Genomic DNA, 23,688 nt, shown 5'->3' on the forward strand with positions numbered 1-23,688 from the left:
CGGAAGTTCGCACCGTTGACTTCCGAGACGACGTCTCGGAAGTCAGTGCCTGAACTGGCCCGAGCGCTCGCGCCCCGTCAAAGATCGGCCGACGTCGGACGCGCACGTTCGCGCGCCCGCGGCAGCAGCAGAAACGCCAACGTCCCCGCTGCCAGCATCCCGCTCACCGTAAGAAACACCGCGCGGAACGGCTCGCTGCCCTGGGCCACGGCCCAGGAGGCGGCCACGCCGGTGGTCCATTGCATCAGCGAGACGCCGAGGAACATCGCCATGTTGAGCAGCGCCATCGCGCGGCCCGTCACGGCCGCCGGGTAGGCGTTCTTGGTGTACGCGTACAGCAGCACGCTGTAGCCCGAGAGCATGCCGTAGACGATCGGCAGGCCGATGTCGATGGCGCGCGATTGCGTGAGGGCCATGGCGGCGAACATCGCCGCGCCGGCGAAGGCGCAGCGCATCATCCAGCGCGTGCGGCGCGCGCCGCCGGGGTCGAGGCGGCCGAACAGCATGGGGCTGGCCATGCCGGCGACGGTCATCACCAGCGCCACGTTGCCGCTGGCCACGAGCGAGAGGCCGTGGCGGTCGTGCAGCACGGGGCCCAGCCACAGGCCGCGCAGCGTGATGAAGGCCGCATACGACACGCAGGCGAAGCACAGCAGGCCGAGCGTGTGCGGCATGGCGAACAACGGCAGCAGGTCGCGCACGGCCTGGCGCAGCGACTGGCGTTCGGGTGCGGGTTCTTCCGGTGCGACTGCGGTGCGCGCGGGTTCATGCACGCGCCAGAAGATGACGATCCACGAGAGCACGGCGAAGGCGGTCAGCGCGGCATAGCCGGCGCGCCACGAGGCGGCCTCGATCAGCAGCGCCAGCGGCGTGCCGGTGAACAGGATGCCCATGCCCGCGAGGCTCATCACCAGCCCCGACATGGCGGTGAAGCGCGCGGCGTCGAAGTGCCGCGCGATGAACACGGTGCAGGCCAGGAAGGCCGGCGCGCAGCCCACGCCGATCAGCGCCTGCCCCAGCAGCAGCGCGCCGAAGCCCGGCGCCACGGTGCACAGCGCGGCGCCCGCGATGGCCAGCGGAAAGGCGGTGAGCACGGTGCGGCGCACGCCGAAGTGGTCGATCGACACGCCCATCGCGAGCTGCATGATGCCGAAGGTGAAATGGAAGGTGCCGGCCCAGGTGCCCAGCGCCTGCGGCGTGAGGCCGAAGTGCTGCGTGAGCGGCGTGGCCATCATGGCGCCGACGGTGCGAAAGGCCTGGCTCAGCGCGAAGGCGGTGGCCAGTGCGACCAGCATGGCCGCGGCCGAGGTCGACCCGCGGGTCGGGGGCGGCGAAGCCGCGTGCTTGTTCATCGGGAGAAACGGAGACCGGAGAGAGAGAAGAGGGCGGCGTCGATGCTACCGGCATGTCGCGCCCTATGCAGAACGGCGCCCGAGGGCGCCGTTCGTTGCGTGTCTCCGAGGCGTCAGCGCCGGCGATGCCCGGCCCTGCGCACCGCGCGCGTCAGGCCGCGGCCTTGACCTTCAGGCGCCAGGCGTGCAGCAGCGGCTCGGTGTAGCCGCTGGGTTGCTCGATGCCCTTGAACACGAGGTCTTGCGCGGCCTTGTAGGCGGCCGAGGTGTCGAAGTGGCCGGCCATCGGCTGGTACAGCGCGTCGCCGGCGTTCTGCTCGTCGACCACCTTGGCCATGCGCTGGAAGGCCTCGTCGACCTGCGCCTTGGTGACCACGCCGTGCAGCAGCCAGTTGGCGATGTGCTGGCTCGAGATGCGCAGCGTGGCGCGGTCTTCCATCAGGCCGACGTTGTGGATGTCGGGCACCTTCGAGCAGCCCACGCCCTGGTCGACCCAGCGCACCACGTAGCCCAGGATGCCCTGCACGTTGTTGTCGATTTCCTGCTGCTTCTCGGCGTCGGTCCACTTCGCTTGCGCAGCGATCGGCACTTGCAGCAGCGCGTTCAGGATGTTCTCGCGCTCGCCGTCGGCGTCGATCTTCTCGAGCTCTTGCTGCACGGCGGTCACGCTGACCTGGTGGTAGTGCAGCGCGTGCAGCGTGGCGGCGGTGGGCGAGGGCACCCAGGCGGTGTTGGCGCCGGCCTTGGGGTGGGCGATCTTCTGCTCGAGCATGGCGGCCATCAGGTCGGGCATGGCCCACATGCCCTTGCCGATCTGCGCCTTGCCGCGCAGGCCGCAGTTCAGGCCGACGAGCACGTTGTTCTTTTCGTAGGCGCCGATCCAGGCGCTGGACTTCATGTCGCCCTTGCGGATCATCGGGCCGCCCTGCATGGCGGTGTGCATCTCGTCGCCGGTGCGATCGAGGAAGCCGGTGTTGATGAAGGCCACGCGTGCGGCGGCTTCGGCGATGCAGGCCTGCAGGTTCACGCTGGTGCGGCGCTCCTCGTCCATGATGCCGAGCTTGACGGTGTTGGCGGGCAGGCCGAGCAGCTGCTCGACGCGGCCGAACAGCTCGCTGGCGAAGGCGACTTCGGCCGGGCCGTGCATCTTGGGCTTGACGATGTAGATGCTGCCGGTGCGCGAGTTGCCCTTGCGCTTGACGTCGATCATGGCGATGGTGGTGGTGACCACGGCGTCCAGGATGCCTTCGGGGATTTCCTTGCCGCCTTCGTACAGGATGGCCGGGTTGGTCATCAGGTGGCCCACGTTGCGCAGGAACATGAGCGAGCGGCCGTGCAGCTTCAGCGGCTGGCCGTTGGCGCCGGTGTACTCGCGGTCGGCATTCAGGCCGCGCGTGAAGGTCTTGCCGCCCTTGGCGACTTCTTCGGTCAGCGTGCCCTGCACGATGCCCAGCCAGTTGGCGTACGCGACGACCTTGTCGGCCGCGTCGACCACGGCCACCGAGTCTTCCAGGTCGAGGATGGTGGAGAGCGCGGCTTCGAGCACGAGGTCGCTCACGCCGGCCGCATCGCTCTTGCCGATGGCGGTGCTGCGGTCGATGCGGATGTCCAGGTGGATGCCGTTGTGCTTGAGCAGCACCGACGACGGCGCGGCGGCGTCGCCCTGGTAGCCGACGAACTGCGACGCATCGGCCAGGCCGGTGGTGCTGCCCTGCAGCGCGACGACCAGCTGGCCGTCCTTCACGCTGTAGCCGGTGGCGTTCTTGTGCGAGCCGTTGGCCAGCGGTGCGGCCTGGTCGAGCACGTTGCGTGCGAACTCGATGACCTTGGCGCCGCGCACGGGGTTGTAGCCCTTGCCCTTTTCGGCGCCGCCGGTTTCGGGGATGGCGTCGGTGCCGTACAGCGCGTCGTACAGCGAACCCCAGCGCGCGTTGGCGGCGTTCAGGGCGTAGCGCGCGTTCAGGATCGGCACCACCAGCTGCGGGCCGGCCTGCAGCGCGAGTTCGGAGTCGACGTTGGCCGTGGTGGCCTTCACGCCCTTGGGTTGCGGCAGCAGGTAGCCGATCTTTTCCAGGAAGGCGCGGTAGGCCGGCATGTCGGCGATCGGGCCGGGGTTCTTCTTGTGCCAGGCGTCGAGCTCGCTCTGCAGGCGGTCGCGCTCGGCGAGCAGGGCGACGTTCTTGGGCGCCAAGTCATGGACGATGGCGTCGAAGCCCTTCCAGAACACGTCGCTGGCCACGCCGCTGGCGGGCAGGACCTTCTCTTCGACGAAGCGGTGCAGTTCGGTCGCGACCTGGAGTCGGTGGGCGGTGGTGCGGTCGGTCATGTGTTTCTCCTTGGGGAACGCAATGCAAAAAACAGGAAATCGGGGGGCGGCGCAGCAGTGGGGCGCACTTGCCCCAGGTGAAGCCATGGGAGAACTGTATTCGATACTTTGCGGGCGAGTAAGAGCCGAAAGTGAGATTTATCTGTGACAAAAATGAAGGTAATCGACCCAGGCCCCAGCCTCGCTTCAAAGGGTAGGCCCTGAGGCCGGGCCGGTGGCAGCTGTATATATTTAACTTCTTAAATAATCAGCTCCCGCCGCAATGATCCTCCTGGCTTCCAACGAAAACCCGCTCGGCATGCCCGAGTCGGCCCGCCGCGCCGCCGCCGCCGCCCTCGAAGGCGCGGGCAACTACCCCGACAGCAACGGCACCGCGCTCAAGCAGGCGCTGGCCGCCCGGCTCGACGTGCCGCCCGAGTGGCTCACGCTGGGCAGCGGGTCGAGCGAGATCCTCGAGCTCGCGGCGCAGGTCAGCCTCAAGCCGGGCGAGAACGTCGTCTATTCGCAGTACGGCTTCATCGTCTATGCGGCGGCCACGGCGCACGCCCACGCGCGCGCCACCGTCGTGCCCTCGCGCGATTTCGGCCACGACCTGGACGCGATGCGCGCCGCCATCGGCGACGACACCAAGCTGGTCTTCGTGGCCAACCCGAACAACCCGACCGGCACCTTCATCGATGCTGCGCCGCTGCGCGAATTTCTGCAATCGGTGCCCGCGCACGTGACGGTGCTGCTCGACGAGGCCTACACCGAGTACCTGGCGCCCGCGCAGCGCTACGACAGCATCGAATGGGTGCGCCGCCTGCCCAACCTGATCGTGGCGCGCACCTTCTCCAAGGCCTTCGGCCTGGCGGGGCTGCGCATCGGCTACGGCGTGTCGCAGCCGGCGCTCACGGCGCGCATGAATGCGCACCGTCCGCGCTTCAACGTGACGACGCCGGCCCAGGCCGCGGCCGTGGCGGCGCTGGGCGACGCCGACTTCCTGGCGCGCACCTACGAACTCAACACCGCCGGGCGCGAACAGCTCGCCACGGGCTTCACCGCGCTGGGCCTGCCGCACGTGCCGTCGTCGGGCAACTTCGTGATGGTGCAGGTCGGCGATGCGCCCGCCGTGCACGCGCGCCTGCTGGCCGCCGGCATCGAGGTCTCGCTGCTCGGCCCCTACGGCCTGCCCCAATGGCTGCGCGTGAGCGTCGGCCTGCCGGCGCAGAACGAGGCGCTGCTGGCCGCGCTGCGCTGACGGTCAAACGCACACCGAAGAACAACCACCCCGAGGAGACCGCCCCATGCAACGCCGCCAGTTCGCAGCGCAGGCCGCTGCCGTCATCACCGCCACGGCCCTCGCGCCGATGGCGTTCGCGCAGGAGCGCACGGTGCGCATCCTGATCGGCTTTCCGCCGGGCGGGTCGGCCGACGTGGTCGCGCGGATCCTGGCCGACAAGATGCGCGTGTCGCTCGGGCAGAACGTCATCGTCGACAACAAGCCCGGCGCGGCCGGCCGGCTCGCGCTGGCCGAACTCAAGCGCTCGCCGCCGGACGGCAGCGTGCTCATCTTCTCGCCCAGCGGCGCGATGGTGATCCACCCGTGGCTGTATTCGAACCTCGGCTACGACACGGTGAAAGACTTCACGCCGATCTCGCTCGGCAGCACCTTCGACTTCGCCGTGACGGCCGGGCCGGGCGCGCCGGCGGGCGACCTGAAGGCGGTGCTGGCCTGGATGAAGGCCAACCCGGGCAAGGCCAACTACGCGACCTCGGGCGCCGGCACCGTGCCGCACTTCGCGGGCCAGCTGCTGGCGCAGGCCTCGGGCGTGCCGATGACGCACGTCGCCTACCGCGGCGGCGCGCCGGCCGCGCAGGACCTCATCGGCGGACAGGTGCCGCTGATGGTGGACACCGCCTCGGAAACCATCGAGCACCACCGCGCGGGCAAGGTCCGCATCCTCGCGGTGACGGGCGAAAAGCGCAGCCGCGCGCTGCCCGACGTGCCGACGCTGAAAGAAGCGGGCATCAATGTGACGGCCGATGCCTTCTTCGGGTTGTACGGCCCGCCGGGCATGTCGCCCGAGCTGGTCGCGCGCATCGACAAGGCCGTGGCCGACGCGCTGCGCATGCCCGATGTGCAGGAAAAGATCTACGCGCTGGGCCTCGTGCCGGCGCATGCGGGGCCGGCGGAACTGGCAAGCATCCAGGCGACGCACCTGAAGCGGTGGGAACTGCCGATCAAGAATTCCGGCTTCAAGGCTGAATCCTGATGCTCAGACCTGCCCGCTGAGCGCCTTCGCCGCCGCGCGCACGGGCTCGATGTAGGCTGCGTCATAGCGGTGCGTCGGCATCGTCAGCGTGACCGCCGCGGCCAGGCCGCCATCCGCGTGGAACACCGGCGCCGAGATGCCCGCCAGCTCGGCCGTGCGGTCGCCCACCAGCGCGCAATAGCCTTGCGCGCGGATCGCGTCGTACAGCTTGCGCTCCTTCGCGCCACGCGGCCGTTCGGCCTCGGGCCCGAAGGCGATCAGCACGCGCGCGCCCGCGCCCCGGTCGTTGGGCAGCAGGTCGCCTGCGCGCACGTGGTCGCGCACGACGTGCGAGGAATCGACGCGGAACTGGCACAGCCGCACCCAGCTGTCGCCCTGGTCCTGCCGCACGTGGTACGCCGCGCTCTCGCCGGTGGCGGCGGCGAGCGTGCGCAGCACCGGCAGCACGAGGCGGTCGAGCGACTGCGACGCCGCATACAGCCCGTGCAGCCGCGCGATCTCCAGCCCCAGCGCATAGCGCCCGTCGTCCTGCCGGCGGATCAGCCGCGCATGTTCGAGCGAGGCCAGCAGGCGCAGCACCGTGCTCTTGTAGAGCTGCGTGCGCTCGGCGAACTGCGCGAGCGACAGCGCCTCGTCGCCGGGGCGGAAGGCCGACAGCAGGCTCAGCGCGCGGTCGACCGCGGCGGCGCCGCCGGGGGCGGCGTTGAGGTCGGACACCGATTCGGTCTGGGCTTTGCGGGGCATGGCGTGGCTTGACAGTCGGCGGGCTTGCCGATTTAATTCTGTTTAACAGAATATAGTTCTGCAAGATAGAACAGTCAAGAAAGCACCCGATGACCTCCCCCGACGTTCTCATCAGCGAGGTCGGTCCGCGCGACGGCCTGCAGTCCGTGAAGGCCACCATGCCCACGGCCGACAAGCTGCGCTGGATCGACGCGCTGCATGCCGCCGGCCTGCGCGAGATCGAGGTCGCTTCCTTCGTGCCCGCGAAGCTGCTGCCGCAGATGGCCGACGCCGCCGAGGTGGTGCGCCATGCCATCACGCTGCCCGGCCTCGTGGTGATGGCGCTGGTGCCCAACCGCAAGGGCGCGCAGGCCGCGCTCGAAGCCGGCGTGCACAAGCTCACGATGCCGGTGTCGGCCAGCGTCGCGCATTCGCTGGCCAACGTGCGCAAGACGCCGACCGAGATGGTCGAGGAGGTGCGCGCCATCGCCGAGCTGCGCGCTGCCCTCGCGCCGCAGGTGAAGCTCGAAGCCGGCATCTCCACCGCCTTCGGCTGCACGCTGCAGGGCTTGGTGCCGGAAGACGACGTGATCCGCCTGGCCGTGCAGTGCGTCGAGGCCGGCGCGCAGGAGGTCGGCCTGTCGGACACCGTGGGTTATGCCAACCCTGCGCAGGTGCGCCGCCTCTTCAAACGGCTGCGCGCCGAACTCGGCGTGCACGCGGGCGCCGCTCACATGCACAACACGCGCGGCCTGGGCATCGCCAATTGCCTGGCCGCGTGGGACGAGGGCGTGCGCACCTTCGACGCCTCGCTCGGCGGCCTTGGCGGCTGCCCGTATGCGCCGGGCGCGTCGGGCAATGCCGTCACCGAAGACCTCGTCTTCATGTTCGAGGCCATGGGTGTGCGCACCGGCATCGACATCGACAAACTCATCGCGGCGCGTGCGCCGCTCAAGGCCGGCCTGCCCGGCGAGCCGGTCTACGGCATGACGCCCGAAGCCGGCCTGCCCAAGGGCTTTGTCCAGGAAACCCTCTCTCATGTCTGAAGCCAATCCCTTGCCCTACGCGGGCGTGCGCGTCGTCGAGTTCACCCACATGGTCATGGGCCCGACCTGCGGCCTGCTGCTGGCCGACCTGGGCGCCGAAGTCATCAAGGTCGAGCCCATCGAGGGCGACAACACACGCCGCCTGCTGGGCTCGGGCGCGGGCTTCTTCCCGACCTTCAACCGCAACAAGAAGAGCATCGCGCTCGACCTGAAGAAGCCCGAGGGCGTGGAGGCCGCGCTGCGCCTCATCGCCACCGCCGACATCGTGAGCGAGAACTTCAAGCCCGGCATGATGAAGAAGCTGGGGCTCGACCACGACACGCTCGCCAAGCTCAACCCGCGCCTCATCTACGTGAGCCACAAGGGCTTTTTGCCCGGCCCGTACGACCACCGCACCGCCCTCGACGAGGTCGTGCAGATGATGGGCGGCCTGGCCTACATGACCGGCCGTGCCGGCGATCCGCTGCGCGCGGGCACCAGCGTGAACGACATCATGGGCGGCATGTTCGGCGCCATCGGCGCGATGGCCGCGCTGCGCCAGCGCGACCTCACGGGCAAGGGCTGCGAGGTGCAGTCGGCGCTGTTCGAGAACAACGTGTTCCTCGTCGCGCAGCACATGATGCAGTTCGCCGCCACGGGCAAGGCGGCCGACCCGATGCCCAGCCGCATCTCGGCCTGGGCCGTGTACGACGTGTTCACGGTGAAGGACGGCGAGCAGATCTTCCTGGCGGCCGTGAGCGACAAGCAGTGGGCCATCTTCTGCAAGGCCTTCGGCCTCGAGGAGATGCTGGCCGATCCGCGCCTGAAGACCAACAACGACCGCGTGCGCGCACGCGAGTGGATGATGCCGATCCTGCGCTCGCACCTCGCCAACCACAGCGCGGCCGAACTGAGCGCGGTGTTCGAGCAGCACGAGCTGCCCTTCGCGCCCATCACCAAGCCGCAGGAGCTGTTCGACGACCCGCACCTGAACGCCACCGGCGGCCTCGCGCCCGTGCGCATGAACGACGGCCACATGGCCAAGGTGCCGCTCGCGCCGTTCACGCTGGGCGGCGAACGCCCCGGCATCCGCCTGCAGCCGCCGCACATCGGCGAGCACAGCGCGGCGCTGCTGAAGGAAGTGGGCTACAGCGACGGCGACATCGCCGCGCTGCGGGCGCAGGGCGTCACGGCCGGCGACTGATCTTCGGTGGCGGGCGATATAGTTCCCGCGCCATGGACCGCCTCAAGCAGCTCGAATCCTTTGTCTCGGTCGCGACCCGCGGCAGCCTCACCGCGGCGGCCAAGGCGGAAGGCGTGGCGCCCGCGATCATGGGCCGTCGCATCGACGCGCTCGAAGAGCGCCTGGGCGTCAAGCTGCTGGTGCGCACCACGCGCCGCATCGCGCTCACGCACGAAGGCAGCGCCTTTCTCGAAGACTGCCAGCGCCTCCTGACCGAGTTCGCGAACGCCGAGGCCAGCGTGAGCGCCGGCGGCGTGAAGGCCAGCGGCCACCTGCGCGTGACCGCGCCGGCCGGCTTCGGCCGCCGCCACGTCGCGCCGCTGGTGCCGCGCTTTCATGCGCTGCATCCCGAGGTGACGATCTCGCTGAACCTCAGCGACCGCGTGGTCGACGTCACGGGCGAGAGCTTCGACTGCGCCGTGCGCGTGGGCGACCTGCCCGACTCGTCGCTCGTGAGCGTGCGCCTGGCCGACAACCGCCGCCGCTGCGTCGCCACGCCCGAGTTCCTGCGCCGCCACGGCGCGCCCAGGCACCCCGGCGAGCTGTCGCGCTTTGCCTGCCTCACGCTGTCGAGCGACGCCTCGCAGACGCGCGGCTGGGCCTTTCGCATTACCAGCGAGGAAGGCGTGCAGGAACTCATCCACCTGCGCCCCAGCGGCCCACTCGACTGTTCCGACGGCCAGGTGCTGCACGACTGGTGCCTCGCGGGCCACGGCATCGCCTGGCGCAGCACCTGGGAGGTCGAGGCCGAGATCGACGCCGGCCTGCTCGTGCCCCTGCTCGACGACTTCGCCGCGCCGCCCAACGGCATCTATGCGGTGTTCACAGGCACCAAGCACCTGCCGCTGCGCGTGCGACTGTGGCTTGATTTCCTCAAAGCGCAGTACGGGCAGCCGGAATTCTGGGGCGGGCGGTCCTGAAATCGTGACCGGGCGGCACAATGCTTTTTGCATTTGCTTGCAACCCCCGATGAAGAAAGTTTCCGATGACCCTCGAAGCCATCCTCGCCTACCTGCATCTGTTGGCCATCCTCACGATGGTCGTGTTCATCTCCAGTGAAGCCGCGCTGTGCCGCGTGCAATGGCTCAATGCCGCCGTGGTCGAGCGGCTGGCCAAGGTCGACATGGTCTACGGCATCGCCGCCATCGCGGTGCTGGCCACCGGCATCGCGCGCACCTGGTGGGGCGTGAAGGGCACGGCCTGGTACTGGACCAACCCGCTGCTGCACGTGAAGCTCACGCTGTTCATCATCGTGGGCGTGCTGTCGATCTTCCCGACGCTGACCTACTTCCGCTGGCGCAAGACGCTGCGGGCCACGGGCAAGCTGCCCGCGGAGGCCGACATCCTGAAGACGCGCAAGCTGGTGATGATCCAGGCGCACCTGATCGCGCTGATCCCGCTGGTGGCGGTGTTTCTGGCGCGCGGCTTCGGCAAGTAATCAACACAAAAGACAAAAGAAAAGGCCCGCATGAGCGGGCCCTTCGGGAGTAACAAATGTCAGCGCCACACGGCGCCGCGCCGGATCAGGCCTTGGCCGCGTCGGCTTCGCACTTCTTCATGAAGCTGTTCTTGGCGGCACCGGCCAGGGCCTTGCCGTTCTTGTCGAGGGCCTTGGCGGCGCAGGCGGGTCCGGCGGCGGCCTTGGTGCACTTCTTCATGAAGCTGTTCTTGGCGGCACCAGCCAGGGGCTTGCCGTTCTTGTCGATGGCCTTGGCATCGCAGCTGGCGCCACCGGCGGGTGCGGCCGCGGCGGCAGGGGCTGCCGCAGGTGCGGCGGCAGCAGCGGGGGCCACGACCGGTGCGGGTGCCTTGTCCTGCGCGTAGGCGCTGAACGACAGGCAGGCGCCGAGCGCGACGGTGGAGGCGACCAGGGAAAGGAGCTTCTTCATGGTGGATATGTCCTTGCAAGGTTGGGTTGTGACAGACGCCCCGCCTCGGGGCCGATCATCCTAACGGGCGACATCGCCCATCGGATGACGATCGTTAACTGGGTCCGGGTTTGCCCCCGGTAAAATTCACAGATGCTATTGGTCAAACAGGAGCTGCTCGCGGCGCTCGCGAACACGCTCGAAACCCTCTCTCCCGGCGCCGGCGCCAAAGCCGCGTTCGAGTCGCCCAAGGTGGCGGCGCACGGCGATTTCGCCAGCACCGCTGCCATGCAGCTCGCCAAGCCGCTGGGGCGCAAGCCTCGCGAACTGGCCGAGGAACTGAGCGCTGCGCTGCTCGCCACCCCTGCTTTCGGCCAATGGGTCGAGGCCATCGAGATTGCCGGCCCCGGCTTCCTCAACATCCGCCTGAAGGCTGTCGCCAAGCAGCAGATCGTGCGCGAGGTGCTGGCCGCCAGCGAAGCCTTCGGCCAGCAGCCCGCCACGGGCGAGAAGGTGCTGGTCGAGTTCGTGTCGGCCAACCCGACCGGTCCGCTGCATGTCGGGCACGGCCGCCAGGCCGCGCTGGGCGACGCGATCTGCAACCTGCAGGCCTCGCAGGGCCAGAGCGTGTGGCGCGAGTTCTATTACAACGACGCCGGCGTGCAGATCCAGACGCTGGCCAACAGCACGCAGCTGCGCGCCAAGGGCTTCAAGCCCGGCGACCCCGAGTGGCCCAGCGGCGAAAAAGCCCCGGCCTACAACGGCGACTACATCGCCGACATCGCCGAAGACTTCAAGGCGAAGAAGACCGTCAAGTCGGACGACCGCGAATACACCGCCAGCGGCGACATCGACGACCTGGACAGCATCCGCGAATTCGCCGTGGCCTACCTGCGACGCGAGCAGGACCTCGATCTGCAGGCCTTCCGCGTGCGCTTCGACAACTACTACCTCGAGTCCAGCCTCTACACCAGCGGCCGCGTCGAGGCGGCCGTGGCCAAGCTCGTGGCCGCCGGCAAGACCTACGAGCAGGACGGCGCGCTGTGGCTGAAGTCGACCGACTACGGCGACGACAAAGACCGCGTGATGAAGAAGCAGGACGGCACGTACACCTACTTCGTGCCCGACGTGGCCTACCACATCGCCAAGTGGGAGCGCGGTTTCCACAAGGTCGTGAACATCCAGGGCACCGACCACCACGGCACCATCGCGCGCGTGCGCGCCGGCCTGCAGGCCGCCGGCGAAGGCATTCCCGAGGGCTACCCCGACTACGTGCTGCACACCATGGTGCGCGTCATGAAGGGCGGCGAAGAGGTCAAGATCAGCAAGCGCGCCGGCAGCTACGTCACGCTGCGCGACCTGATCGAGTGGACCAGCACCGATGCCGTGCGCTTCTTCCTGCTCAGCCGCAAGCCCGACACCGAATACACCTTCGACGTCGACCTGGCGGTCACCAAGAACAACGACAACCCCGTGTACTACGTGCAGTACGCCCACGCGCGCATCTGCTCGGTGCTCGCGGCGTGGGGTGGCGACGTGGCCGCGCTCAAGGCGGTCGACCTGTCGCCGCTGGACAGCCCGGCGGCCCAGGCGCTGATGCTGCTGCTGGCCAAGTACCCGGCCATGCTGACGGCGGCGGCGAAGGATTTCGCCCCGCATGACGTGACTTTCTACCTGCGCGAACTCGCGGCCAGCTACCACAGCTACTACGATGCCGAGCGCATCCTGGTGGACGACGAGCCGGTCAAGCTGGCGCGTCTCGCACTCGTCGCAGCGGCCGCGCAGGTGCTGCACAATGGCCTCGCGATCCTCGGCGTCAGTGCGCCGAGCAAGATGTGAATCACCCTCTGAACATGAAGAAGACAAGCAGACAACGCGGCAACATCGTCATCGGGCTGATCATCGGCCTGGTGCTCGGTCTGGGCGTCGCCCTGGGCATCGCGGTCTACGTCACCAAGGTGCCGATCCCGTTCGTCAACAAGACGCAACGCGGCGGTGCCGAGCAGGACGAAGCCGAAGCCCGCAAGAACCGCGACTGGGACCCGAACGCGCCGCTGGCCGGCAAGGCCGGCGCGCCCAAGCCCGCCGCCACGCCGCCGGCCGCCACGGCCACCGGCCCGGTGAACCCGATCACCGGCGCGCCCGCCACCGTGGCGCCCGGCACGCCGCCTGTCGCCACCGCGCCGGTCACCGCCCCGGCCCCCGTGGTGGTGGCGCCCAAGCCGACGCGCCCCGCGCCGGTGCCGGCCGAAGCCAACGCCCTGCCGCCGTCGAACGATCCGCTGGGCGACCTCGCCCGGGCCCGCGCAGGCGGCAGCAGCACGACCACCGCGTCCGCCGCGCCGAGCCACACGACCGCCGCCGCACCGTCGTCGTCGGGTGCCGATCCCTTCATGTACTTCGTGCAGGCTGGCGCCTTCCGCACCACCGACGACGCCGAGGCGCAGCGCGCCAAGCTGTCGCTCATGGGCGTCGAGGCCAAGGTCACCGAGCGCGAGCAGGCCGGTCGCACGGTCTACCGCGTGCGCGCGGGTCCGTTCAACAAGAAGGACGACGCCGACCGGCTCAAGGAACGGCTCGACGGCGGCGGTCTCGAATCGGCGCTGGTGCGCGTGCAGCGCTGACCCGTCGGCGCTTTTCCTGAACAGCCTTTAAGCTCTCGCCCGCGCGGCATCTGCCGCACTCGTTTGTCAATTCCAGCGCCTCGGGCGCGCCGCCCACGGGGAACTCCCGGCGGCGCGCCGGCTCTGTACTGCGGTACCCACAGGAGAACCTTTTCCATGAAACGTCGTGACTTTTCGCTGGCCGCCACTTCGATCGGGCTGCTTTCGCTGGCTGCCGTTCCGGCACACGCCCAGCGCGCGCCCAAGGCCGGCACCGATTTCCTCGTGCTCGACAAGCGCGTGCCCGTCGATGCACCCGCCGGCAAGGTCGAGGTGGTCGAGTTCTTCTCGTACAACTGCCCGCATTGCAACGACTTCGAGCCCTCGCTCGAAGCCTGGGTCAAGGCAGCCCCGAAGGAAGTGGCCTTCCGCCGCATCCCCGTGCCCTTCGTGGGCAACGACGTCGAAGCCAAGCAGCGCCTGTACTTCACGCTCGAAGCCATGGGCAAGCTGGACGAGTACCACCCGAAGGTCTTCGCCGCGATCCACGCGCAGCGCCAGAACCTGAACGGCGACGCCAACATCCAGGCCTGGGCCGAGCGTGCCGGCCTCGACGGCGCCAAGTTCAAGGAAACCTTTGCGTCCTTCGGCGTGGCCAGCAAGGCCCGCCGCGCGGCGCAACAGACCGAGGCCTACAAGGTCGCCGGCGTGCCGGCCCTGGCCGTGGCGGGCCGCTGGTATGTCGACGGCGAAACCGCCGGCAGCATGTCCAAGGTGCTGCAGGTCGCGACCTTCCTCATCGGCGAAGCCAAGAAGGGCTGACCGATCCGGCGACCTGCTTTTTTGGTCGAATGCAAGGCCCGCTTCGGCGGGCTTTTTCATTGGCGGCGGTGGGCAATTGCCATCCCACGCATACAATGTTTCAGAGCAAGTTTCGTGCCTTTATGACATTGCCCTCCATCCCCACATTCCCCACCCTTCGTCGCCTCGGCCGCCTGGCTTTCGGTGCGCTGTTGCTGGCCGGTGCCGCCTCGGGCGCCCTGGCCGAAACCGCCGACCGCACCAAGCCGATGAACATCGAGTCCGACTCGATGCGCTACGACGACCTGAAACAGACCAGCGTGTTCACCGGCAACGTGCTGGTCACGAAGGGCACGATCATCATCCGCGGTGCGCGGCTGGACGTGCGCCAGGACGCCGAGGGCTACCAGTACGGCGTGGTCACGGCCGCGCCCGGCAAGCTGGCCTATTACAAGCAGAAGCGCAACGCCGGCGACGAGTGGATCGAGGGCGAGTCGGAAGTCATCGAGTACGACAGCCGCGCCGACAACGTCAAGTTCATCCGCCGCGCCGTCATGCGCCGGCTGATCGGCGCCACGGCCAACGACGAGAGCAGCGGCGCGCTGATCGTCTACGACCAGAGCAACGACACCTACACCGTCAACGGCTCCCTCGTGCCGCCGAACGCCGGCGTCTCGGCGGGCGGCGGCGGTCGCGTGAAGGCCATCCTCACGCCGAAGGCCACACCGGCCCCGGCGGCGCCCGGCTCCGCACCGGCAGCCGGCGGCAAGAAGCCCGCGGCCCCGGCACCCACCCCCGCGCCCGGCGCCGGGCTGCGCCCGACCACCACGCTGGGCGGCACCGAAGGGGAAGGGCGCAAGTGATCGAAACCGCAGGAACCCAGACCGCCGACGGCATTCCGGGCAGCCGCCTCGTGGCGCGCGGCCTCAAGAAGAGCTACGGCAGCCGCACGGTCGTGAAAGACGTCTCGCTCGACGTGCAAAAGGGCGAGGTCGTCGGACTGCTCGGCCCCAACGGCGCGGGCAAGACCACCTCGTTCTACATGATCGTCGGGCTGGTGCGCGCCGACGCCGGCGAGATCACCATCGACGGCGAGCCCATCGCCCACATGCCTATTCACCGCCGCGCGCGCATGGGCCTGAGCTACCTGCCGCAGGAGGCCTCGATCTTCCGCAAGCTCACGGTCGAGGAAAACGTGCGCGCCGTGCTCGAGCTGCAGCGCGAGCCCGACGCCAACGGCCGCATGATGCCGCTGACCAAGCAGCACACCGAAGAGCGACTGGCCGACCTGCTGGCCGACCTGCGCGTGGACCACCTGCGCGATTCGCCCGCGCTCGCGCTGTCGGGCGGCGAGCGTCGCCGCGTTGAAATTGCACGCGCGCTGGCCACCCAGCCGCGCTTCATCCTGCTGGACGAGCCCTTCGCCGGCATCGACCCGATCGCGGTGATCGAGATCCAGCGGATCATCAGTTTCCTGAAAGAGCGCGGCATCGGCGTGCTCATCACCGACCACAACGTGCGTGAAACGCTGGGCATCTGCGATCACGCGTTCATCATCAGCGACGGGCACGTGCTGGCACAAGGCACACCCTCGGAGATCGTCGACAACGCCGAGGTACGCAGGGTGTACCTGGGCGAGCACTTCCGGATGTGACCGTGCGGCGAGGGTCAAGGATCATCGTGGCCGCCGTCCGCGCGGAGCTTCCTCGCGGGGGCCGCCGCGCACGGCCGCCCGAAGCGGCCGGCCCGCCCCCGGTAGGGGGTTGGCGTAGCGCGAAGCGCGCAGCCTGGGGGGGAGCCATTTCCTCATGAAGCAAGGGCTGTCCCTTCGCGTCTCGCAGCATCTGGCGCTGACGCCACAGCTGCAGCAGTCCATTCGCCTGCTCCAGCTCTCCACGCTCGAACTGAGCCAGGAGGTGGAGCAGATGCTGGACGAGAACCCGTTCCTCGAACGCACCGCGGAAGAAGCGGCGCGCGAGGAGTTCGGGCTGGACACGGCCGACGCGCCGGTGCCGCGCGACGACGCGGGCGAGGGTGAGGCCGAGTTCACGCCGTCCGCCGCCAGCACTTCCTCCACGTCCAGCGACACCAGCACCTCGACCCCCGACACCGACGGCCCCGCCGCCGAGATCGCCGAGCGCGAGCCCGACTGGGAAGGCGACGGCACCGTCGACATGGCGCCCGACGACAGCGAGTGGGGCAGCGACGCGCCCGCGCGCCAGAACAACCTGGGCGACGACGAACGGGCCGATGCCACCGAACTCGCGCGCAGCCAGGAGTCGCTGCAGTCCTTCCTGCACCGCCAGGCGTTGAGCCTGCGGCTCAATGAAAACGACTGCGCCGCGCTGCGCTTCCTGATCGAATCGCTCAACGACGACGGCTACCTCGAAGACTCGCTGCCCGCGCTGGCCTCGGGCCTGGCGGGCGACGACAACGACCAGTTCGACGACCTCGTGCACCACTTCCAGGTGGCGCTGGGCCTGCTGCAGAGCCTGGAGCCGGTGGGCGTCGGCGCGCGCGACCTCGGCGAATGCCTGAGCATCCAGCTGAAGGCGCTCGCCAGCGAAGACGAGACCGAGGCCGAAGCGCTCATCCGCAAGACCGCCATCGCGATCTGCAAGCAGCCCATGGAGCTGCTCGCGCGGCGCGACTTCAAGCGCCTGGCCACGCTCACGCGCACCAACGAAGACCTGGTGCGCTCGGCGCTGCAGATCATTGCGCGGCTCGAACCCAAGCCGGGCCGCCGTTTCGTCGACGTCGAGCGCAACATCGTCATTCCCGACGTGATCGTCACCAAGACCGGGCGCGGCACCAACGTGAAGTTCCGCGTCATGCTCAACCCCGAGGTCATGCCGCGCCTGCGCGTGCACGACATCTACGCCGGCGCGCTCAAGTCGCACAAGGGCGAAGGCAGCCAGGCGCTGTCGCAGCGGCTGCAGGAGGCGCGCTGGTTCATCAAGAACATCCAGCAGCGCTTCGACACCATCCTGCGCGTGAGCAACGCCATCGTCGAGCGGCAGAAGAGCTACTTCGTGCACGGCGAGCTGGCCATGCGCCCGCTGGTGCTGCGCGAGATCGCCGACGAACTGGGCCTGCACGAGTCGACCATCTCGCGCGTGACCACCGCCAAGTACATGGCCACGCCCTTCGGCACGGTCGAGCTGAAGTACTTCTTCGGCTCGGCGCTGGGCACCGAGACCGGCGGCAACGCGTCGAGCACCGCGGTGCGCGCGCTGATCAAGCAGTTCGTGAGTTCCGAGAGCATCAAGAAGCCGCTGTCCGACAGCCAGATCTCCGAGATGCTGAAAGAGCAGGGCATCGAGTGCGCGCGCCGCACCGTCGCCAAGTACCGCGAAGCGCTGCGCATCGCGCCCGCCAACCTGCGCAAAGCCCTGTAGAAGACCGACGATGACGAGCCGCCTGCTGTCGCGTTGTGGGCATTGGGTGGTCGTCATCGCGGCGGCGCTGCTGTTTGCCGGCTGCGCCACGCTGCCCGACGAGGCACCGCGCCCGCCCACCAAGGCCATCGCCGTCTCGGCCGACACCGCGCTCGGCAAGATCGCGCTGGCCTCGCAGCCCGATCCCGACCTCAGCGGCTTTCGCCTGATGCCCGGCGGCGACTTCGCCTTCGACACGCGGCTGCAGCTGGCGCGCCGCGCGCAGCGCACGCTCGACGTGCAGTACTACCAGATCGAGAACGACGAGACCGGCCGCTACCTGCTGCGCACCCTGCGCGATGCGGCCCAGCGCGGGGTGCGCGTGCGCCTGTTGATGGACGACCTGTACACGTCCGGCGAAGACGAACTGCTGCTCGGCCTTGCCGCCACGCCGAACGTGGAGCTGCGCCTGTTCAACCCGTTCCCGGCCGGGCGCGGCAGCCTGCTCAAGCGCTTCACCGCATCGCTGTTCGACTTCAGCCGCGTCAACCGCCGCATGCACAACAAGCTCTTCATCGCCGACGGCGCGATGGCGGTGGCGGGCGGGCGCAACATCGGCAACCAGTACTTCCGCCGCACCACGGGCCCGAACTTCATCGACCTCGACACCTTCGTCACGGGTGCGCTGATCCCGCGCCTGGGCGTGCTGTTCGACCAGTACTGGAACAGCCCGCACGTGCGCCCGATCGGCGCGGTCGTGCACACCGACCTGCCGCGCGAAGAGCTGCAGCGCCGCTTCGACGCCGCCACCGGCCCCGACACCACGCCCCCACCGCCCAGGCCCGCGCCCAACGACCTGCTCGGCTACAGCCCCGTGGCCGACGACCTCGACGCCGGCAAGCTCGGCCTGATCTGGACCACCGCCGAGGCGTATGCCGATTCACCTGACCGCGTGATCGGCAAGACCGCGTCGTATGGCGGCGTGCCGCTGCTCGACGTGGACAGCGTGCGCTACAACGTGGTCGAGCAGATGCGCCGCGCGCGCAGCGAGGTGACGCTGGTCTCGCCCTACCTGATCCCGGGCGCGTCGGGGCTGGAGGTGATGCGCGAGATCCGCGGGCGCAACGTGAAGATCAGCGTGGTCACCAACTCGCTCGCCGCCACCGACGAACCGCTGGTCCACACCGCCTACCGCCGCTACCGCGCCGACATGCTCGCGCTGGGCGCCGAGCTGCACGAGCTGAGTTCCGCGCGCACGCGGCGCAGCGTGCGGCTGGGTTTGTTCGGCACGTCGGTGGGGCGGCTGCATGCCAAGTCGGCGGTGATCGACCAGCGCATCCTGTTCGTCGGCTCGATGAATTTCGATCCGCGCTCCGAGATCCACAACACCGAGATCGGCCTGTTCATCCGCAGCCCCGAGATGGCGCAGCAGACCCTGAAGCTGCTCGACGTGCTCAAGCAGCAGGGCGCCTACCGGCTGCGCTTTGCCGAAGGCGCCGATGCGGGCGCCACCGGCTCGCGGCGCATCGAGTGGGTCAGCGAGGAAGGCGGCAAGACCACCGTTCTGCACGAAGAGCCCGACTCGGGCTTCTGGGACCGCACGATGCTCGAGCTGCTGTCGCCGCTCACGCCCGAGAGCTTGCTCTAGGGCCTCAGGTGCCGCGCACGGCCGACCACACCAGCCGCAGGCCCAGCAGGCCCATCACGCCGCCGGCCGCGCGGTCGATCCAGGTCTTGTAGCGCAGGTAGGCCGCGCGCGGTGCGGCCGAGGACAGCGCCAGCGCGACGATCGCGTACCAGCCCGTCTCGATGCAGAAGATCACCGCCGGCACCGCGAGCGCCAGCACCAGCGGCACCTCGCGCGGCAGGAAGGCCGCGAAGATGCTCGCGTACACCACCGCCGTCTTCGGGTTGCTGATCTGCGTGGCCAGGCCGAGCAGGAAGGTGCGTCCGCTGCGGCCTTGGCTGCGGGGCGAGGCGTCCGTGTCGGGCGTGATCGCGAGCGGCTGGCGCGCGCCGCGCCAGATGCGAAAGCCCAGGTAGATCAGGTAGGCGCCGCCGAAGGCCTTGATCGCGAGGTACAGCGCCGGCACCGCGAGAAACGCTGCCTGCAGCCCGGCCAGCGCCGCGATGGAGAACGCCAGCCCGCCGGCGCCCATGCCCAGTGCCGCCGCGAGCCCGTCGCTGCGCGAGGCCACGGCCGTGCGCGCCACCATCACGAAGCTCGGGCCCGGGCTCATCGCGCCCACGGCCATGGCGCCGGCAATGCCGAGCAGGGACAGGAGGTGGGCGTCGGTCATGAGTGGGCTCCGGTGGGGGATGGGTTCATTGCACGTTCACGGCTTCGACCTGCACCAGCAGCTTCACCTTGTTCTCGAAGCCGAAGTTCAGGCCCCAGGTGATGCCCCAGTCGCTGCGCTGCACGGTGGCCTCGAAGTCGCCGCCGCAGACCTGGCGGTTGATCAGCGGGTTCAGGTAGCAGTTGAAGCGCACGGCCTTCAGCGTCACCGGCTTGGTCTGGCCCATGAGCGTGAGCGTGCCGGGCACGTCGGTCACCTTGTCGCCGCTGAAGTCGATGCGCTCGGCCACGAAGCGGCCGGTGGGGAATTCGGCCACGTTGAAGAAGTCCTTGCTCTGCACGTGGCGGTTGAGCAGGTCGACGCCGGTGTTGATGGAGCTAATGTCCATCGTGATGTCGACCTTGCCGCTGGCGCCGGTGCCGTCGATCTGCACCGAGCCGTCCTTGGTGCTGAAGCGGCCGCGGTTGGTGGTGGTGCCGTAGTGGCCCATCTCGTACATGACGAAGGTGTGGGTCGGGTCGATCACGTAGCTGGCGTTCTTGACCGGCCCGCCCGCGGGTTTGGCGGCCAGCGGCGGCGCCGTGTATTCCTGGGCCGTGGCGGCCAATGGCAGGGCCGCGCCCGCGCACAGGGCCGCGGCGAAGAAGAGCTTGTTCATGGCAAAGGAAGAGAGATGCATGGGAAATGAAATCGTCGTCACAGCGGCCCGAGGCCCGCGAGCGTCAGCTTGAAGCGCACCTGCACCTCGTTGCCGACCACCGAGGTGTCGGTCCATTCGCCGTCGCCGACCTTGTAGTCGAGCCGCTGGATCGTGAGGGTGCCCGTGGCGACCGAATACGCGCCGCCCGACGACGCGATGCTCACGGGCACCGTCACGTACTTGCTGACGCCCTTGATGGTGAGCTTGCCGGCCATCTCGAAACGGCCCTCGCCCAGCGCCTTGATGGCGCTCGAGCGGAAGCTGGCCTGCGGGAAATGCGCGGTGTCGAACCAGGTCGGCTTGGGCAGTTCGGCATCGCTCATGGGCACGCCGAAACCGGCGCTGGCGGTGTCGATCTGCAGCACGACCGAGCCGCCCTCGGGCTTCTTTGGGTCGAAGGCGACCTGCGCGTCGAAGCGCGTGAAGCTGCCTTCTACCGGTACGCCCATCTGCTTGCTGACGAAGGCGATCTGGCTCTTCTCGGGCACCAGTCTCGCGGTGGTGGCCGGCATGGGCTCGGCCGCGGCGTGCAGCGCGAGGCCGAAGAGGGCGGCGGTGCCCCACAAAAGACGGGTCGTCATCCGGCGGATTCCTTGTGTGGCGCGGGCCACATGCGTTGCAACAGACCGTCGTGGTCGATCCAGTGGTGCTTGAGCGCCGCCGCCACGTGCAGCAGCGTGACGCCGGCCAGCAGGAAGGCGCTGCGCTGGTGCAGCGGCTTGAGCACGGCCTCGGCGAAGTCCTTGTCGACCGGCACCAGGTCGGGCAGCGGCAGCAGGCCGAACCACACGACCGGCACACCCATGCCCGAGCTGTAGGCCCAGCCGAACAGCGGGACCGCGAAGAACAGCAGGTACATCAGCGCATGGCTGATGCGGTGGGCGGCCCGCTGCCAGGCCGGCATGGCCGCCAGCACCCGCGCCGACAGCGGCGGCGGGCGGTGCGTGAGGCGCCACAGCAGCCGCAGCGCCGACAGCAGGAGGATGGTGATGCCGGCCCATTTGTGCCAGCTGTAGAGCTTCAGGCGCTGGGGCGAGAAGGGCAGGCCCGTCATGTAGAGCCCGACGCCGAGCGAGCCGACGATCATCGCCGCGAGCAGCCAGTGCAAGGCCATCGCGACCCGCCCGTAGCGGGGCTCGCGCAGGGCGGCGGCGCCAACGGCAGGGGCGGGAAGGGGTTCGACGGGCATCGGGGCAGGGGCGGCGGCGGCCTGTGCGCGGAGCATAGCTCGGAAGCGATGACACCGCAGCGGGGCCGGCCCGCGCCGAGCGCTACGTCGACGACGGCGGTTGCTGCTGCTGCTGGGCCCGCAGCAGCACGCGCCGCAGCGCGTCCGGCTGCACCGGCTTGCGCAGCGCGTGCCAGCCGCGCGTGGCGGCCAGCTGCTGCGTGGCTTCGGTGATGTCGGCCGAGATCAGTGCGATCGTCAGCGTGGGCTTGCGTTGCGCCAGCCGCTCGGCCAGCGCGATGCCGTTGAACGCGCCGGGCAGGCGGATGTCGCACAGCGCCGCGTCGAGCGCGTCCAGGTCGGCCAGCGCGAGCGCCTCGGCGGCGCTGGCGTAGATGCGCGGCGCCACGTGCCAGTGCCGCAGCAGCGCCGAGAGGCTGTCGGCCACCACGATGTTGTCTTCGACCACCAGCACGGCGAGGCCGGGGCGCAGCTCGGCGTCGGCGTCGGGCTCGTCCAGCGCCACGGAGGGCGCGGGGGCCGGCACGGCCGCCGCACCGAGGCGGGCCGCCGGCAGCTCGAAGCTGAAGACCGAGCCCTTGCCCGGCGCCGAGCGCAGCGCGACCTCGATGCCCAGCTGCCCCGCCAGCCGCCGCACGATCGCCAGCCCCAGGCCGTGGCCGTGCTGCAGGTTGCGCTCCACGTTGCCGACCTGCTCGAAGTCGTCGAACACGCGCGTCTGCGATTCGGCCGCGATGCCGATGCCGCTGTCGCGCACCTCGACGCGCCACGCGCGCCCGGTGTCCGTGCCGGGCCGGCGGCGCGCCCGCACGGCCAGCAGCACGCGCCCGCGCGGCGTGAACTTGAGCGCGTTGTCCAGCAGGTTGGAGAGCACGCGGCGCAGCGCCACGGCGTCGGTCCAGGCCACCGCCTCCGCCGGGCAGCGCACCGCGACGCGGCCTTCGCCGGCCTGGCGCGCCAGCTCGTTCAGCAGCGGCGCCAGCGCCACCGCCGCCGGGCGCAGCGGATCGACCGCCGCCTCGATGCGGCCGATCTCGAGCAGCTGGTTGGTCAGGCCCTCGAGCGCCTGCTGCGCGCGCGAGAGCGAGGCCACCGTGTGCTGCACGGCCGCGCTGTCGGTGCCGTGCTGCAGCTGCTGGCGCAGCACCTCGGCCTGCAGCCCGATGGCCATCACCGGCTGGCGCAGGTCGTGGTTGGCCGCCGAGAAGAAACGCAGCCGCTCGGCCTGGGCCTGCTCGGAGGCGCGCAGGCCGGCCAGCGCCTGTTCGCGCAGCGTGCGCTCGTTCAGGCGCAGGCCGATGTTCTCCTCGAGCTGGCGCGAATGGTCGGCCACCAGCTTCCACATCATCGCGGTCAGGCCGATGCCGATCACCGCGACGGCCATCATCACCGGCGCCCCGAGCCACAGGCCCGTGACGATCACCGGCGCCAGCAGCAGCGTGATGGCCAGCTGCGTGGCCGGCGTGTAGAACGACACCGAGAACGCCGACGACAGCGTCATGCCCATGAGGATCAGGCCCAGCAGCAGCTGCAGGTCGGGCCGCTCGGGGTTGAACAGCAGCACGCCCGCCAGGCCGTGCGCCAGCTCCCAGATGGCCGTGCGCAGCGTGTGCTGGCGCTGCGCGGCGCGCAGGGTGGCGGGGGTGAAGGGCTCGGGCAGGCGCTGAGGAAAGAAGCCGCGCATCACCGTGACCCCGGTGACCAGCGCCAGCCACACCAGCGCGCGCACCGGCGAGAACTGCCAGGCGAAGAGCGCCGCCACGCCGCAGTTGAGCAGGTACTGCACCAGCAGCACCGGCCCGAGCGGACGGATCGACAAGCGCAGCACTTCGCACTGGATCGCGAAGCGGTGGTCGCCGTCGCGGGCGTCTGCCGGGGGGGCCGCGGAGGCGGGGGTGGGCGTCATGGGCAAATCGACTATATAGA

General features: G+C 69.5%; 21 protein-coding genes and 1 pseudogene. 13 read left to right on the top strand and 9 right to left on the bottom strand.

Going from position 1 to position 23,688, the window contains the following annotated elements; genetic code table 11:
- Positions 1-77 precede the first annotated feature (77 nt).
- Both AC1RAD_RS01675 and AC1RAD_RS01680 read right to left on the bottom strand, forming a co-directional pair.
- Positions 78-1,352: an MFS transporter gene (locus tag AC1RAD_RS01675; RefSeq protein ID WP_095743343.1), complete on the bottom strand. Its 1,275-nt coding sequence runs from the start codon at positions 1,350-1,352 to the stop codon at positions 78-80.
- Positions 1,353-1,503: 151 nt separating this feature from the next.
- On the bottom strand, positions 1,504-3,678 hold the full coding sequence (locus AC1RAD_RS01680) for a malate synthase G (RefSeq protein ID WP_070063724.1): 2,175 nt from the start codon (positions 3,676-3,678) through the stop codon (positions 1,504-1,506).
- 256 nt (positions 3,679-3,934) lie between these two features.
- Here AC1RAD_RS01680 and hisC point away from each other — a divergent pair.
- Positions 3,935-4,918: pseudogene (gene hisC, locus AC1RAD_RS01685) on the top strand (histidinol-phosphate transaminase); the annotation flags it as partial.
- A gap of 46 nt (positions 4,919-4,964) precedes the next feature.
- Complete coding sequence (locus tag AC1RAD_RS01690) at positions 4,965-5,933, top strand: Bug family tripartite tricarboxylate transporter substrate binding protein (protein WP_139702181.1); 969 nt, start codon at positions 4,965-4,967, stop codon at positions 5,931-5,933.
- 3 nt (positions 5,934-5,936) lie between these two features.
- On the opposite strand, the gene AC1RAD_RS01695 is transcribed toward AC1RAD_RS01690, so the two are convergent.
- Positions 5,937-6,677, bottom strand: coding sequence for an IclR family transcriptional regulator (locus AC1RAD_RS01695; RefSeq protein WP_070063727.1), 741 nt, complete (start codon positions 6,675-6,677; stop codon positions 5,937-5,939).
- An 89-nt stretch (positions 6,678-6,766) separates the two neighbouring features.
- Between AC1RAD_RS01695 and AC1RAD_RS01700 the strand changes: the two genes are divergently transcribed.
- The 4 genes from AC1RAD_RS01700 (at position 6,767) to AC1RAD_RS01715 (ending at position 10,362) form a co-directional block, all read left to right on the top strand.
- Positions 6,767-7,702 carry a hydroxymethylglutaryl-CoA lyase gene (locus AC1RAD_RS01700; protein ID WP_492733584.1) on the top strand — a complete coding sequence of 312 codons (936 nt, stop codon included), beginning with the start codon at positions 6,767-6,769 and terminating at the stop codon, positions 7,700-7,702.
- The gene (locus AC1RAD_RS01705; RefSeq protein ID WP_492733586.1) at positions 7,695-8,885 is read left to right on the top strand and encodes a CaiB/BaiF CoA transferase family protein; all 1,191 of its coding nucleotides are present in this window, start codon (positions 7,695-7,697) and stop codon (positions 8,883-8,885) included. The genes AC1RAD_RS01700 and AC1RAD_RS01705 overlap by 8 nt, the downstream gene beginning before the upstream one ends.
- A 32-nt stretch (positions 8,886-8,917) precedes the next feature.
- Positions 8,918-9,844 carry a LysR family transcriptional regulator gene (locus AC1RAD_RS01710; protein ID WP_489059970.1) on the top strand — a complete coding sequence of 309 codons (927 nt, stop codon included), beginning with the start codon at positions 8,918-8,920 and terminating at the stop codon, positions 9,842-9,844.
- A gap of 65 nt (positions 9,845-9,909) precedes the next feature.
- Positions 9,910-10,362, top strand: a complete 453-nt coding sequence (locus AC1RAD_RS01715; RefSeq protein WP_056584391.1) for a DUF2214 family protein — start codon at positions 9,910-9,912, stop codon at positions 10,360-10,362.
- An 85-nt stretch (positions 10,363-10,447) separates the two neighbouring features.
- On the opposite strand, the gene AC1RAD_RS01720 is transcribed toward AC1RAD_RS01715, so the two are convergent.
- Positions 10,448-10,813: a hypothetical protein gene (locus AC1RAD_RS01720; RefSeq protein ID WP_095949699.1), complete on the bottom strand. Its 366-nt coding sequence runs from the start codon at positions 10,811-10,813 to the stop codon at positions 10,448-10,450.
- A 132-nt stretch (positions 10,814-10,945) separates the two neighbouring features.
- On the opposite strand from AC1RAD_RS01720, the gene argS reads away from it, so the two are divergent.
- The 7 genes from argS to AC1RAD_RS01755 all read left to right on the top strand — a co-directional run bounded on the left by argS (position 10,946) and on the right by AC1RAD_RS01755 (position 19,221).
- A complete protein-coding gene (gene argS / locus AC1RAD_RS01725; protein WP_492733588.1) occupies positions 10,946-12,631 on the top strand; it encodes an arginine--tRNA ligase in 1,686 nt (561 codons plus the stop codon).
- A 14-nt stretch (positions 12,632-12,645) separates the two neighbouring features.
- The gene (locus tag AC1RAD_RS01730) at positions 12,646-13,416 is read left to right on the top strand and encodes an SPOR domain-containing protein (RefSeq protein ID WP_070063732.1); all 771 of its coding nucleotides are present in this window, start codon (positions 12,646-12,648) and stop codon (positions 13,414-13,416) included.
- A gap of 156 nt (positions 13,417-13,572) precedes the next feature.
- On the top strand, positions 13,573-14,217 hold the full coding sequence (locus tag AC1RAD_RS01735) for a thiol:disulfide interchange protein DsbA/DsbL (protein WP_095743352.1): 645 nt from the start codon (positions 13,573-13,575) through the stop codon (positions 14,215-14,217).
- A gap of 122 nt (positions 14,218-14,339) precedes the next feature.
- Positions 14,340-15,059 carry a lipopolysaccharide transport periplasmic protein LptA gene (gene lptA, locus AC1RAD_RS01740; protein ID WP_492686718.1) on the top strand — a complete coding sequence of 240 codons (720 nt, stop codon included), beginning with the start codon at positions 14,340-14,342 and terminating at the stop codon, positions 15,057-15,059.
- Entirely contained in the window at positions 15,056-15,850 is a 795-nt protein-coding gene (lptB, locus tag AC1RAD_RS01745; RefSeq protein WP_070063734.1) for an LPS export ABC transporter ATP-binding protein, read from the top strand. The genes lptA and lptB overlap by 4 nt, the downstream gene beginning before the upstream one ends.
- A 154-nt stretch (positions 15,851-16,004) precedes the next feature.
- A complete protein-coding gene (rpoN, locus tag AC1RAD_RS01750; RefSeq protein ID WP_492733590.1) occupies positions 16,005-17,594 on the top strand; it encodes an RNA polymerase factor sigma-54 in 1,590 nt (529 codons plus the stop codon).
- 10 nt (positions 17,595-17,604) lie between these two features.
- Positions 17,605-19,221: a phospholipase D family protein gene (locus AC1RAD_RS01755; protein ID WP_492733592.1), complete on the top strand. Its 1,617-nt coding sequence runs from the start codon at positions 17,605-17,607 to the stop codon at positions 19,219-19,221.
- A 4-nt stretch (positions 19,222-19,225) separates the two neighbouring features.
- Here the strand turns inward: AC1RAD_RS01755 and AC1RAD_RS01760 are convergent, their stop codons facing one another.
- The 5 genes from AC1RAD_RS01760 to AC1RAD_RS01780 form a co-directional block, all read right to left on the bottom strand.
- Complete coding sequence (locus tag AC1RAD_RS01760) at positions 19,226-19,873, bottom strand: LysE family translocator (protein WP_095743356.1); 648 nt, start codon at positions 19,871-19,873, stop codon at positions 19,226-19,228.
- A 25-nt stretch (positions 19,874-19,898) separates the two neighbouring features.
- Positions 19,899-20,531, bottom strand: coding sequence for a YceI family protein (locus AC1RAD_RS01765; RefSeq protein ID WP_095743357.1), 633 nt, complete (start codon positions 20,529-20,531; stop codon positions 19,899-19,901).
- Positions 20,532-20,569: 38 nt separating this feature from the next.
- Positions 20,570-21,154 carry a YceI family protein gene (locus AC1RAD_RS01770; protein WP_492733594.1) on the bottom strand — a complete coding sequence of 195 codons (585 nt, stop codon included), beginning with the start codon at positions 21,152-21,154 and terminating at the stop codon, positions 20,570-20,572.
- Positions 21,151-21,762, bottom strand: a complete 612-nt coding sequence (locus AC1RAD_RS01775; RefSeq protein ID WP_492733596.1) for a cytochrome b — start codon at positions 21,760-21,762, stop codon at positions 21,151-21,153. The genes AC1RAD_RS01770 and AC1RAD_RS01775 overlap by 4 nt, the downstream gene beginning before the upstream one ends.
- Before the next feature lie 82 nt (positions 21,763-21,844).
- Positions 21,845-23,668: a sensor histidine kinase gene (locus AC1RAD_RS01780; RefSeq protein WP_492733597.1), complete on the bottom strand. Its 1,824-nt coding sequence runs from the start codon at positions 23,666-23,668 to the stop codon at positions 21,845-21,847.
- Between the last annotated feature and the right edge of the window lie 20 nt (positions 23,669-23,688).

It is taken from the genome of Variovorax sp. GW823-FHT04B03, from assembly GCF_058796495.1.

Bases quoted from the DNA above. Each gene is read 5' to 3' on its own strand.
- AC1RAD_RS01675 (WP_095743343.1), bottom strand. From the start codon at position 1,352: ATGAACAAGCACGCGGCTTCGCCGCCCCCGACCCGCGGGTCGACCTCG.
- AC1RAD_RS01680 (WP_070063724.1), bottom strand. From the start codon at position 3,678: ATGACCGACCGCACCACCGCCCACCGACTCCAGGTCGCGACCGAACTG.
- AC1RAD_RS01690 (WP_139702181.1), top strand. From the start codon at position 4,965: ATGCAACGCCGCCAGTTCGCAGCGCAGGCCGCTGCCGTCATCACCGCC.
- AC1RAD_RS01695 (WP_070063727.1), bottom strand. From the start codon at position 6,677: ATGCCCCGCAAAGCCCAGACCGAATCGGTGTCCGACCTCAACGCCGCC.
- AC1RAD_RS01700 (WP_492733584.1), top strand. From the start codon at position 6,767: ATGACCTCCCCCGACGTTCTCATCAGCGAGGTCGGTCCGCGCGACGGC.
- AC1RAD_RS01705 (WP_492733586.1), top strand. From the start codon at position 7,695: ATGTCTGAAGCCAATCCCTTGCCCTACGCGGGCGTGCGCGTCGTCGAG.
- AC1RAD_RS01710 (WP_489059970.1), top strand. From the start codon at position 8,918: ATGGACCGCCTCAAGCAGCTCGAATCCTTTGTCTCGGTCGCGACCCGC.
- AC1RAD_RS01715 (WP_056584391.1), top strand. From the start codon at position 9,910: ATGACCCTCGAAGCCATCCTCGCCTACCTGCATCTGTTGGCCATCCTC.
- AC1RAD_RS01720 (WP_095949699.1), bottom strand. From the start codon at position 10,813: ATGAAGAAGCTCCTTTCCCTGGTCGCCTCCACCGTCGCGCTCGGCGCC.
- argS (WP_492733588.1), top strand. From the start codon at position 10,946: ATGCTATTGGTCAAACAGGAGCTGCTCGCGGCGCTCGCGAACACGCTC.
- AC1RAD_RS01730 (WP_070063732.1), top strand. From the start codon at position 12,646: ATGAAGAAGACAAGCAGACAACGCGGCAACATCGTCATCGGGCTGATC.
- AC1RAD_RS01735 (WP_095743352.1), top strand. From the start codon at position 13,573: ATGAAACGTCGTGACTTTTCGCTGGCCGCCACTTCGATCGGGCTGCTT.
- lptA (WP_492686718.1), top strand. From the start codon at position 14,340: ATGACATTGCCCTCCATCCCCACATTCCCCACCCTTCGTCGCCTCGGC.
- rpoN (WP_492733590.1), top strand. From the start codon at position 16,005: ATGAAGCAAGGGCTGTCCCTTCGCGTCTCGCAGCATCTGGCGCTGACG.
- AC1RAD_RS01755 (WP_492733592.1), top strand. From the start codon at position 17,605: ATGACGAGCCGCCTGCTGTCGCGTTGTGGGCATTGGGTGGTCGTCATC.
- AC1RAD_RS01760 (WP_095743356.1), bottom strand. From the start codon at position 19,873: ATGACCGACGCCCACCTCCTGTCCCTGCTCGGCATTGCCGGCGCCATG.
- AC1RAD_RS01765 (WP_095743357.1), bottom strand. From the start codon at position 20,531: ATGAACAAGCTCTTCTTCGCCGCGGCCCTGTGCGCGGGCGCGGCCCTG.
- AC1RAD_RS01770 (WP_492733594.1), bottom strand. From the start codon at position 21,154: ATGACGACCCGTCTTTTGTGGGGCACCGCCGCCCTCTTCGGCCTCGCG.
- AC1RAD_RS01775 (WP_492733596.1), bottom strand. From the start codon at position 21,762: ATGCCCGTCGAACCCCTTCCCGCCCCTGCCGTTGGCGCCGCCGCCCTG.
- AC1RAD_RS01780 (WP_492733597.1), bottom strand. From the start codon at position 23,668: ATGACGCCCACCCCCGCCTCCGCGGCCCCCCCGGCAGACGCCCGCGAC.